9 protein-coding genes are annotated in these 12427 nt (G+C 49.9%); 1 reads left to right on the top strand and 8 read right to left on the bottom strand.

Annotation, left to right across the window (positions count from 1 at the left end):
* Window positions 1–244: 244 nt before the first annotated feature.
* The 8 genes from JRI46_00725 to JRI46_00690 all read right to left on the bottom strand — a co-directional run bounded on the left by JRI46_00725 (window position 245) and on the right by JRI46_00690 (window position 6550).
* Window positions 245–1702 (bottom strand): DUF4139 domain-containing protein, encoded by a 1458-nt coding sequence (locus JRI46_00725; GenBank protein MBW2038115.1) that lies wholly within the window; start codon window positions 1700–1702, stop codon window positions 245–247.
* Between the two features lie 285 nt (window positions 1703–1987).
* Window positions 1988–2251: a Txe/YoeB family addiction module toxin gene (locus tag JRI46_00720; protein MBW2038114.1), complete on the bottom strand. Its 264-nt coding sequence runs from the start codon at window positions 2249–2251 to the stop codon at window positions 1988–1990.
* Complete coding sequence (locus tag JRI46_00715) at window positions 2248–2490, bottom strand: type II toxin-antitoxin system Phd/YefM family antitoxin (protein MBW2038113.1); 243 nt, start codon at window positions 2488–2490, stop codon at window positions 2248–2250. Before JRI46_00715 ends, JRI46_00720 begins: the two co-directional genes overlap by 4 nt.
* A 66-nt stretch (window positions 2491–2556) precedes the next feature.
* Window positions 2557–3477 (bottom strand): DUF2275 domain-containing protein, encoded by a 921-nt coding sequence (locus JRI46_00710; protein ID MBW2038112.1) that lies wholly within the window; start codon window positions 3475–3477, stop codon window positions 2557–2559.
* Window positions 3478–4083, bottom strand: coding sequence for a sigma-70 family RNA polymerase sigma factor (locus JRI46_00705; protein ID MBW2038111.1), 606 nt, complete (start codon window positions 4081–4083; stop codon window positions 3478–3480).
* 36 nt (window positions 4084–4119) lie between these two features.
* Window positions 4120–4620 (bottom strand): CPBP family intramembrane metalloprotease, encoded by a 501-nt coding sequence (locus tag JRI46_00700; protein MBW2038110.1) that lies wholly within the window; start codon window positions 4618–4620, stop codon window positions 4120–4122.
* A gap of 385 nt (window positions 4621–5005) precedes the next feature.
* A complete protein-coding gene (locus tag JRI46_00695; GenBank protein ID MBW2038109.1) occupies window positions 5006–5647 on the bottom strand; it encodes an MBL fold metallo-hydrolase in 642 nt (213 codons plus the stop codon).
* A 336-nt stretch (window positions 5648–5983) separates the two neighbouring features.
* Window positions 5984–6550: a hypothetical protein gene (locus JRI46_00690; GenBank protein ID MBW2038108.1), complete on the bottom strand. Its 567-nt coding sequence runs from the start codon at window positions 6548–6550 to the stop codon at window positions 5984–5986.
* Window positions 6551–6747: 197 nt separating this feature from the next.
* Here JRI46_00690 and uvrA point away from each other — a divergent pair, with 197 nt between their 5' ends.
* Entirely contained in the window at window positions 6748–12318 is a 5571-nt protein-coding gene (gene uvrA / locus JRI46_00685) for an excinuclease ABC subunit UvrA (GenBank protein ID MBW2038107.1), read from the top strand.
* Window positions 12319–12427 lie beyond the last annotated feature (109 nt).

The raw sequence follows: 12427 nt of genomic DNA, 5'->3' as shown, positions 1-12427 counted from the left end.
TGAGGCCCCGCCCATCGCAGGCCTCTCTTTGATAAGCAGGATACTCTGAGGACAAAAAGGAAAACTATCCAGGGACCCCACCGAGATCATCCTTCCGCCCTCAATAGATCTCCACTTATCAAACCCAGGCGACCATAGCAGATAAATAGGGGTTTGTCAACAAAATAAAGCTAAACAGTTTCGTCTCTCTTTCTATGTAGGTCTGACGACGATCTCATTTATGGCCACACCCCTTTTAAATCATCTAAAATCTCATCCTCACCCTGTATGTAAGCTTTGTCTCTTTGTCTCTGGGGACTTTAATATTGAACTCAGCAGTAAATGCCTCTGTCTTTGTATAGTTATGAGACGAACTGAGCATTTTCCAGTCTCCTGGTATGGGCTCAACAACCTTCACAACGACATCTTCCTTCTTGTGATTTCTCAGAGAGATTTCAAAGCTCGCCTCGTATGTATCATAGGCAATCTTTTTCCAGTCCGTCTGTTTTCTACTTCCAACCACATCAAAGGCGTCTCCGAGCTTTATCCTGACCTTCTCGTCCTTTGGTGTATGGTCTATAGAGTCCTCGCCAACAAATTGCAGGCTTCCCTCCTTGTCATGTTTGTAGACCCTTATCGTGCCTTTGGGAAGGGGGATACCCAGGTTATTCTCTTTCTTATTTTTTATCTCTACAAACACACCAACCTTCTGGTTCGATATCGTCTGGCCGTGTCTGTTGCGGTAATAAAATCTTGCGCCATAGTAGAGGAGTTCTTTTTTGACAGGGATGTTATCGGCACTCACAAGCATTATCTGTTTTGTCTGATTTTGTCTAATCGTTGCTGGCCTCTGCAGGGTGTATATGTGATACTCAAAGAATTCCTCCTCCTTAAACTGGGGTTTTGCTTTCGCTGCCTCTGCCATTGCTGCACGAAGCATCTTGTCCTTATATTCCCATTTGTCTCTAACCCTGTGGACATCTCCGGCCACCAGTTTGAGTTTTGCCTCCTTATATGTTGCACCACTCTTATTATCAATGCTAACCCAGCCAGTAAGGTCAGTCCTATCGTCTCTGTCGTTCAATGTGACAACATAATCAGCCCGCCAGTTGATGCCATTTGTGAGATATGATGCCTCGATCTTCTGGGCCTTTGAGAGGGTGTTTTCAACGAGCCAGACAAGGGTCGGTTTTGAGATAAGGTTGTCCGGGACCTTGGGGAATATGATCCTTCCAGGATGCCCGAAGGTTATCTCATCCCCGATTTTAAATATCGGGCCTCCATTATTCGATAGGAGTGTGGCCCTCACAATCTCTTCTCTCTCTGTGTATGGATTTCTGTAGTATAGTTTCACCTCCTTACCCACATATTTGTCGAGGAGCTTCTTCGGATTGAGCAGGTCATACTCATAGTTCTGTTCAAGGACCTGAAGGCTTTTAGGGTCTATGAGGGATCTTATAGAGACGCTTGTAGGAATTATCTTAGATGCCACACCCATAAACCTCAACTCCCCTGCCCCTCTCGTAATGCTTATCTTCCTCTGGTCTTTCACAAGCCCGAGGTTGACATTATAGATGGTCACTGCCACCCCTGTCTGGTCCTCCAGTGTAGTTGAAAGGGCTACAGGTTTTTCTGCCCCTCTCCCTGCAACTGCCAATGCGCTACAGCCGATCCCTACCAAAAGCATAGCCACCAAGGCAATGTAATGATATTTCCTTTTCATTTCAAACCTCCTTTAATATTTTTGACTTGTGCTAGTTCATAAGACAAAAAAAGTCTCCAAAAAGTTCCCGAACACGGCCTATTTTTATGGTGAATGCTGAGGAAAATGTAGCTTTAAGGCCCCTTTGGTGGGATGGGTTGGCAGATGGATTTTGGAGGGGTGAGCTTAATTTTCTACGTTTAAATGAGTCAGCGGCCCTCCGCGCCGTCCTAACGATTAAGATCACCTACCTCTATTGAGTGTCAACGGAATAGAGGTCAGGGCAACGACTGGTTAGCCTTGTGCCTACTCATAATGTGTCCGCATTCGAACTACCTTTACGCTCTTAATTTCGTCGAGAATCTGGTATACAAGGCGATGCTGGATATTTATACGCCTTGAAAAAGCACCTTCCAAATCTCCAACCAATTTTTCAAAAGGTGGAGGATCTTGATAAGGATTTTCACGTAAGATTTTAAGTAACTGCTCTGCTTGGTGGCGTAACCCCGAAGCTGCAAGTTTTCTGGCATCTTTTCGAGCTTGTCTGGTATAGACAAGTTGCCATTTCACCAGTCAAGTTCCTGCTCACATTTTTCGACCGGTGTCTTTAATCCTTCGACAATTGACTCTCGCATGCCAGGAATTGAGAGCAAATAAAGTGTTTCTTGGATAGAACGCCAGTCGCCTTCAGAGACAAGCACGGCTTTACTACGCTTAGAAGTGATATGTACCGGTTCGTGAGACTCGCTAATTTCATCTAGAAGTCGGTATAATCTTTTTCTTGCTTCAGTTGCAGTAATAGTGGTCATGATAAACCCTCTTTAATTACGTACGATATAACGTACTTTATGTATAAGGTCATGTCAAGTCTTTTTTCAAGGATGTATTGGCGTTTTTACAAGCTCTATCCTTATCTCTACTTCACCTTCCCAAACCTCTAATGCCATCCCCTTTTCTTTAACCTCCCCAATCGCCTTTAGTTTTTCAAGTAATTCATTCACCTTTTGAGAGTCAAGCTCTGCGGCGATGACAATTTTATTCTCAAGAGATTCTGTTCGGATTATCTTCCCTCCAAGCTGCATAAGAACTTCCTCAATCTCTTTACTGGCAGTCTCAATGTCTCGGACATTAACAGCTAAACCAATACCCTCCTCTCTTCTCTCAGCCAATGTCCTTGCTCTGGATTCTTTTGATACAACTTCTCGTTTTAATTCATCCCTTGCAACAGCGCCTGCTGGTGGCTCAACCTTGCCTCCTTTTGCAACTTTCGCAGGGGCCTTGGGTGCTCCTGCATATTTTCTTGCTTGGGTCTCTTCTTCTGCAAGCATGAATCGCTCTGCTGGCTTGGCAGGAACAGGTTTGCCCTCCTCAATAGCAAGTGTTTTTTCTTTTTCTTGTGAAAGAATTTGAGATGCCACCTCCTCTGAGGGTGCCTGTACAAGTTTCATCTCTGGCTGCATGGTCTTAAAGACATATATCGTGGCTACTGCAATTAAGACAACGGCAACCGCCTCAATGGGCAGCTTTATCGGGATCGGGTAAAATAACCTTCGCAGGATTCCTCTCTTCGATTCAGCTTCTGATTGGACCCTCGCCATAACCTTCTGCGCGAGCCATGCAGGAGGCTCTATTTCTTCGAGCTCCTGGATATACTCAATGGTCTTCTCCAGGTCAGAAAGAGCATCATTGCATCTCTGACATGAGGTGAGATGCTCATCAATGAGCACCTTTTCTTCTGGAGAAATAGTGCCTTCTATATAGGCTGATAGCCTTTTTTGAACCTCGCTGCATTCCATCTACAAATCTCCAACCCATTTCTTTAAACAGTCCTTTACAGCCTCCCTTGCCCTGAAAAGCCTTGATTTAACAGTACCTTCTGGTACCTCAAGCATGTCGCTTATTTCCTCATAGGAGAAACCCTGTATATCTCTCAGAATGAGTGCCTCTCTGAATTCGGTATCGAGGGCGTTTATGCATCCCTGCACCTTTTGCTGGATATCTCGTTTTTCGAGCCTTTCAAGGGCAGAGGGCTCACTCGATGCGGGTTCTATTTGTATCTCGCCATCAGTTGTAGGAACAGGATCATCTATCGAAAATTTTTCGCGATAAAGTTGGGTCTTCAACTGTTTCAGACGGTTTTTTGAAAGATTAATGACTATAGTATAAAGCCATGTAGAGAGCTTGGCCTTTCCTTTAAAACTCTTGATGCCTCTATATGCAGAGACAAATGCCTCCTGCACGATCTCGCATGCCTCTGCATAGTCCCCGATTATCCTGTAGGCGATATTGAGCATCCTTTTCTGGTGCCTTCTTACCAATACTTCAAAGACATCTATATCACCTTTTTTACATAAAGATACAAGCCCATAATCTTCATCTCTTGTCTGCTTTTTTCCCTTCATCCAGTTAGACAGTCCAGTCAGGAGATTTGTTCCATGTCACTCGTTCACAAAATATCTTAAATAGATCAGCGCTCCAAAATCATAGATAAAATGCAATTGAATAGGTATAAGAAGGCTCTGACTCAAATAGTATAAGATGCCGATATAGAATCCTATAATTGTAGCAAGAACAACATAGGCAGGGGTCACACAATGAAGAAGCCCAAAAATGATACTTGCTGCGACAATACCCAATTTGATTTGAATCACTCCCCGAAATAAAAATTCCTCAGCAAAACCTGCAAAGAGAGAAATGAAGCATAAATCTATCAATCTGGTCATAGAAAATACGGCCCTTATCTCTGTCATTACTGTCTTTCTGACTGACCTTAATAGGGGAATAGCTTCTGCCTTTTTCGAAATGGAAAAAACAAATAGAGCCAAAGGGAATACAGCTCCACAGGTCCCCAACAGGATATCATATAAAAGATTCTTAGTTAAAGGAAACAAAGCAATTCCCAAGAGCCTCGCTAAAAGCAAGGCCACTATCAACACCATACCCTCCATCAGGAGGGTTAGGATCAGGAGTTTTGATCTTGAAGGCATATCAAAGACACCTAGCGAGACTTATCCTGCAGGAACTCCACAGATGGAACATTACCGGCAAACTACCGGTGATTAAACTCCTCAGGTGCCTCCATAACCGATCATTACGTTGTCACCTTCAACAATGACGGGCACTTGCCGAGCGCCATTGGAATACTTCAGCATCTCCTGGAGTTTTGGGGGGCTGCGTAGACACCATGGTACTCTGCAGCGTCGCCGTAGGCTGACCTAGCCTGCGCAGTATAGGGTCAACCCGCCTTCCCGAATATGATAACCTTCTCCGCCACGACCGCACCTCCTGGATACTCAGCGTTTCAAGGGCTTAAACACATTAACTTCAGAACACGATTACTTTCCCTACTCCACCATCAATGTATTGTTCCGGGTACAAAGACCTTATCTCTGCTTTATGTTGAGTACAATGGGTAGGACAAATCAGTTCTAAGTCTTCAAACAACCAGAACTCACTAAATCCGTGTAACCCACCAACAATCGCATAGAGCTTCCCAAATTGAGAAGCCGCTTTAAGAATATGTGCCATCTTTGGATGCGAGCATCCTACAATCAAAACTACCCCTTTGTCTGTCTTAACTGCCATGGATTGTTCTATGTGGTCGAGTTCTCCAGTAGAGAACACATTCTCATGGATCTTTAGGGGCTCACTCACAGAGATTACCTCCTTTGCACCACGAACTCCTCTGGCTGAAATGGGAACATAGACTGTAACATCGCTTTTCACATCAAGAAAGGCTGAGAGACCACCTATATGATCAAAATGGGCATGGGAAATAAAGACTTCATCAATCAAGGCAGGATCAATATTAAGTTTTTGCATATTCGAAAGAAGTATGGAACCCCTTGTGCCTGTATCAAAAAGGATTTTCGGCGTGTCCTCTACTTCTACAAGACAAGAAAAACCCCAATCGGATTTAAGATCTTTTTGGTAAACAGTGTTATCATAAACAATGGTGATCTTCATCTTTTTACCCCCTATTTTCTTGTTGTTGCTCCTGAATATGTAAAAGAATGTTGTTCGTCTCGTTAGATATTCAGTTCATATTAACCGCCTTTATACTTTCCTGACATCAATTAATTTATCGTCCGACAATTATACATCTAACGGGGTAAATTTTAATCCATTTCACCTCATCAATACCAATTAAATTGCCGCATTGACATTTAATGTCATTTCCATCTCGGATACTATAATCCTCGATTATTCGATCCTTCCAGCAGTGCCATAATCGCCCTTTTCCAATCTTCAGGTATCTAAATATCTTCCTCTTACATTTAGCGCATTTTACTATTATCATTCTTACCTTGGCCAGACATGCTCATGGCAATTAGAAATAAGAAAAGGGAACTTTATGCTTATTGATGTTCTTATCCCATTGATTTCCCCTTCCCAATAAAGCTCCTTTTCTCTTCTGTTAAAATGACTGTCAATGAAGTCTAAACCGCGAGGCCTTAGAAACCAATCAAAATCATACCAAGATCCTGCTTTTGCCCCCTTCACATCGCATATTAAAGTGGTTGATTTCCTTGCTTTATTGAATTCAACCTTAGAATCAACGACATATCTGTTATATCTTTCCACGTTTTTCTTAAAAGAACCGACCTCTGTAGACTCAAATTTCTTTCTTGATCCCAGGATTTCAGAAAAATCTTCTTCATTCCAAAGAGATTCTTTTTGATAATGCAGAATTTCCCCTTCTGCTTTTATCTCTATAACATTCCTCAATGCTCTTACTTCCGCAATTTTGGGGGATCCCTCTACCTTTACCTTTGCAGTGCCTTTTCTCTCTTTTCCATATCCTGCTAGCACTATTCCAAAAACAACCAATCCAGCTACTAACAAAAAATAGAAAAATTTTTTATCCATAATCCAACCTCCTTCCTCAGTAAGGGTTTAACTTTTATCATTTTATCAAATACAGGCTTTAATGCCAGAACAAAGTTACTGATAAAGCAACTTATTGAAAAAAACTGAACCTGAACTTAAATCACGGAATAACAGTCCAATAACCCCCAAAAGACCCCCTTTCCCTTTCCCCAATAAGGGGATAAAATGATATCGAAATGGGTGAGAAGGCCATAAAGGTCATCGGGGCCAGGCAGAACAACCTGAAGGGGTTCGATCTCGAGATCCCTTTGCAGAAGATCACCGTCGTCACGGGGGTGAGCGGCTCAGGGAAGTCAAGCCTCGCCTTCGACACCTTATATGCAGAGGGCCAGCGCCGCTATGTGGAAACCTTCTCCCCCTATGCCCGCCAGTTCATGGACCGCATGGACAGGCCCCACGTGGAGAGGATAGAGGGGATCCCCCCGGCCATAGCCATCGAGCAGGGGGACCCGGTCAAGACCTCCCGCTCCACCGTGGGGACCATGACTGAGATCACCGATTATACCAAGTTGCTGTTTGCCCGCATTGCCGAGCTCTCATGCCGGGGGTGTGGCCGTAAGGTGCAGCGGGATACCCCTCAAACCATCTTCGCCGAGCTCTCTCAGCTCCCCTCCGCCACAAAGATGGTCATCACCTTTCCCTTCCGCCTGCAGGGAATCTCACCAGAGCAGGCTGCAAGCCGCCTCGCAGGTCTGGGGTTCTTCCGGATCCTCAGAGATGGGGAGGTGACACCCCTGGAGGGGGGTGTAGAAACGGGGGAGGAGATCCAGGTGGTAGTCGACCGTCTGGTCTTCCGGCCCGAGGAAAGGAAGCGGTGCATCGACTCCCTTGAGCAGGCCCTCACGTTCGGGAAAGGAGAGATGGCGATCCACCTCCTTGGAGGGGAAACCCTGCGCTTCAGTACCCGGCTGCACTGCCCCTACTGCGATATCTCATATCGGGACCCCATCCCCAATCTATTCTCCTTCAACTCCCCCATCGGGGCCTGCAAGACCTGCCGGGGGTTTGGTCGGGTCATCGACATCGATCTCGACCTGGTAGTCCCTGACAAGAACAAGACCTTGCGCCAAGGGGCCATCAAACCGTGGACCGGGATCGCCCGTCTGGAGTTCGAGGACCTGATGACCTTCTGCCGGCGTCGGGGGATCCCCACTGACATCCCTTTCAAGGACCTCAAGGAGGAGGACAAAAGGGCCATCATCGACGGCGATGGGAAGTTTTACGGGGTGAGGGGATTCTTCCGCTGGCTGGAGACCAAGAGGTATAAGCTCCATGTTCGTGTCTTTCTGTCCCGCTATCGCAGTTATGTGACCTGCCCCAGCTGCGTTGGGACGCGCTTCAAGAATGAAGCGCTCCTTTGGAGGATAAAGGGAAAAAACATCGCCGAGGTCTATGCCATGAGCATCGGTGAGGCCCAGGAGTTCTTCAATGAGCTCAGTGCGTTGCCCGGTGATGAGGTGACCGGGCTCCTCCTGCGGGAGATCACCGGGAGGCTGTGGTATCTGATGGAGGTGGGGCTAGCCTACCTTACTCTGGAGCGCCAGTCCCGCACCCTCTCAGGAGGGGAGGTAGAACGGGTAAGCCTCACCAAGGCCCTGGGCTCTTCCTTGGTGAACACCTTATATATCCTGGATGAGCCAAGCATCGGACTACACCCCCGGGACAGCCACCGCTTGGTGCAGATCCTTCAGGCCCTCAGGGAGATGGGAAACACGGTAGTGGTGGTGGAACACGACACAGAGATCGTCAAGGGATGCGATTACATCGTGGACCTGGGGCCAGGGGCCGGAGAGAAGGGGGGAACCTTGGTCTACCATGGCCCCATAGCCGGAATCACGCAGGAGCCAGGGTCCCTCACGGGTAGGTATCTAAAGGGTGACCTGCGGATACCTGTTCCCACAATGCGCCGCAGACCCAAAGAAGGGGAGGTGATCAGGGTCCGCGGGGCCCAAGAGCACAACTTGAAGGGGATCGACCTGGAGATTCCCCTGGGGCTGATGACCTGTATCAGCGGGGTCTCCGGCTCAGGTAAGAGCACACTGGCCGAGGATATCCTCTACAAGGGGCTCAAGAGGGCCAAGGGCGCCCATGAAGAGAGGCCGGGAAGGTTTAAGGAGATCACTGGGGCTGATCTGGTCTCCGAGGTGGTCCTGGTAGACCAGAGGCCCATCGGGAAGACCCCGCGGGCCAACCCCATCAGCTACCTCAAGGCCTACGACCCCATCCGTCACCTGTTCTCCCGAGTTCCCCTCTCCAGGGCGAGGGGATATACCCCGGGGACCTTCTCCTTTAATGTCCCTGGAGGCAGGTGTGAGGAGTGTCAGGGTGAGGGGTTCGAAAAGGTCCAGATGCAGTTCCTCTCTGACGTCTACATCACCTGCCCTGTCTGCAGGGGCAAGAGGTTCAAAGATGAGATCTTAGAGGTTACCTACCAGGGAAAGAATATCAACGATGTCCTGGAGATGACGGCCCAGGAGGCCATAGAGTTCTTCTGCGACCATCTCCGGATCACCGCCTCCCTGTCTCCCCTAGTGGAGGTGGGGTTGGGGTATATGAGGCTAGGGCAGCCGATAAATACCCTCTCAGGGGGAGAGGCCCAGAGGTTGAAGCTGGCCCAGTACATGAAACGGGGAAGGGCGAACACTCTGTTCATCTTCGACGAACCCACCATAGGACTGCACTTTGACGATATCCGCCAGTTACTGTCCGCCTTCGACAGGCTGGTGGAGGAAGGAAATACCTTGGTGGTCATCGAGCACAATATGGACGTGATCAAGTGCGCAGATTACCTCATCGACCTCGGGCCCGAGGGCGGCGAAGAGGGAGGGTACGTAGTGATCGCCAGCACCCCCGAGGAGGTGGCGGAATGTGAGAGCTCCCATACCGGGCGTTTCCTGCATAGATATCTGAAGGGGGAGGAGGTAAAAGTTCTCCCAACGCCCCTGGAACTGAAGGAGGAAAAAGGGACTGATAGAGGGGCCATCTGCATCACCGGGGCCAGGGAGCACAACCTGCGTGACCTCAAACTGGCCATCCCCAGGGACCAGCTGGTGATCATCACCGGCATGAGCGGCTCGGGAAAATCGACCCTGGCGTTCGATGTCGTCTTCGCCGAGGGACAAAGGCGCTATCTGGAATGCCTCTCCTCGTACATCAGGCAGTACCTCAAGATCATGGACCGACCCCACGTGGACCTCATCACCGGCATCCCCCCCACCGTGGCCATCGAGCAGAGGATCAGTCAAGGGGGGAGTCGCTCCACCGTGGCCACCATGACGGAGATCTACCACTATCTGAGGCTGCTGTACAGCAAAGTAGGGGTGCAATATTGCCCCCACTGTGGCGGGGAGATCTCCTCGCACCCTCTGGAGGGGATCACACAGGAGATCATAAAGGACTACGGGGGAAGGGAGGTGGCCATCCTAGCCCCCTTGGTGATGGGGCGCAAAGGGTTTCACAAGGAGGCCTTGGAGGGGGCGAGGCGGGCTGGCTACACCAAAGCAAGAATCGACGGGGTGATGGTGGATCTTGACCCCTTACCACTTTTGAGCCGCTACCAAGAGCATGACATAGAGGTAGTGGTGGATCAGCGGGAGATCAGCCGGGGGGGCCGCTCCGGGCTCATGGAGGTGGTGCACAGGGGCCTGCAGTTGAGCAGGGGAACCATCTATCTCCTGGCCCATGACGGGGAAGAGAGGATCTTCAGCCAGCGGCTCTACTGTCCTCGGTGCCGCATAGGGTTTGAGGAGCTCGATCCACGGCTCTTCTCCTTCAACAGTCGCTACGGGGCCTGCCCCTATTGTCAGGGGCTGGGAAGCCTGAGCGACTTCGTCGATGACCTGGTGTTGCCTGAGCCGAAGAGGTCTCTTGAAGGGGGTGCTTTGACCCCTTTTGAGGAGGGGCCGCTGCGAAGACAGAAAGGGAAGGTCCTCAGGGAGATCCATAAAAGGCTCGGCATCCCCCTGGACAGGCCCCTGGTGGAGTTGAGGGAGGAGATAAAAAGAAAGATCCTCCATGGTGGCGATGGATTCCAGGGGGTGATCCCTATCCTGAGGGAGCTGCTCCGATACGCCGAGGGGAATGGGCTCCTTGATTACCTGCTCCCCTATATGGGGGAGAGAGAATGCCCCCTCTGTAAGGGGCAACGCCTGAAGGAGAACGCCCTAGCGGTAAAGGTGAAGGGGTGGGGAATATGGGATCTTGTCTCCCTGTCAGCGCAGGATGCCGAGAGGGTCTTTGGGGAGCTCCACTTTGATGAGGCCGAGATACCCATTACCGAGGGGATCATCAGAGAGGTCATGACCAAGCTCCAGTTCCTCAACAGGGTTGGGCTCTCTTACCTCACCCTGGAGCGCCGAGGGGACACCCTCTCAGGGGGAGAGGCCCAAAGGATCCGCCTGGCTGCCCAGCTCGGCTCCAACCTGAGAGGGGTCTGCTATATCCTGGATGAGCCCACCATTGGGCTGCACCCCCGGGACAACCAGATGCTGCTGGCCACCCTCGGGGAGATGAGGGACCGAGGCAATACCATCATGGTGGTGGAGCACGATGAGGAGACCATTAGAAGGGGGGACTACATCATAGATTTAGGGCCTGGAGGGGGGGTACATGGAGGGAGGGTGGTAGCTGCCGGCACCCTGGAGGAGATCCAAAGCTGCCCCGCCTCGATCACCGGTGCCTACCTGAACGGCCGTCGTCGAAGAAAGATCACCTCCCGCCTGCGCCCACCCAAGGAGGGGCGATGGCTCTGGGTCCTGGGAGCCAGGGAACACAATCTGAAGGAGATCGATGTCTGTATCCCATTGGGCAGCTTCACCTGTATCACCGGGGTCTCAGGATCGGGGAAATCTACCCTCCTGAAGGAGACCATCTTCTGTGGGCTGAGAAACCTCTTGAGCGACGCCAAGGGAAAGGTGGGGGCCCACAACGAGATCAGGGGATGGAAGCATCTGGAGAGGGTCTTGGAGGTGGACCACTCCCCTATCGGGAGGACACCTCGCTCCACCCCTGCCACCTACGTGGGGCTCTTCGATGAAATAAGACGCATCTTCTCCCTGACCCCCGAGGCGAGGGGAAGGGGGTATGGAGCGGGGAGGTTCTCCTTCAACGTAAAAGGGGGGAGGTGCGAGGAGTGTGCAGGCCAGGGCAAGATCAAGGTCAAGATGCAGTTTCTGCCTGATGTATATGTGTACTGCAACGGGTGCTCTGGGCGCCGCTACAATGATGAAACCCTCTCTGTTATCTACAAGGGCAAAAACATCCACCAGGTCTTGGAGATGACCTTTGAGGAGGGCCTGAAGTTCTTCTCCGCCATACCCAAGGTGAAGCGGATCCTGCAGATGATCGTGGATATGGGGCTCGGCTACCTCACCTTTGGGCAACCGAGCCCCACCCTCTCTGGGGGGGAGGCACAGAGGGTAAAACTGGTCGCCGAGCTCTGCAAGCCCTCCAGGGGAAAGACCCTCTACGTCTTGGATGAACCGACCACCGGCCTCCACATAGCGGATATTGAAAAACTGCTGAAGGTACTGCAAAATCTAATAGACAGGGGAAACACGGTAGTAGTCATCGAACACAACCTGGAGGTGATTAAGGAGGCCGATTATATCATCGACCTTGGTCCTGAAGGCGGAGCAGGTGGAGGCCACATTGTCGTCCAGGGCAACCCATGGGAGATCATAGAGCAGAAGGACAAATCATATACCGCCAGGTTTCTGGGTGATTATCTATCTCAACAGGGAGTCTAAATTTACCGTGAAAATACTTCATGGTAAATTGAAGTTTATATAATTCATTTAGGTTCTTACGTGTTGCAGCCTTACTTCAGGGGGCTTCGCCCCCTGAAACCCTATATAA

The sequence above is a fragment of the Deltaproteobacteria bacterium genome (assembly GCA_019308925.1).
Classification (GTDB): domain Bacteria; phylum Desulfobacterota; class B13-G15; order B13-G15; family RBG-16-54-18; genus JAFDHG01.
This window is presented reverse-complemented; position numbering and strand designations above follow the sequence as displayed.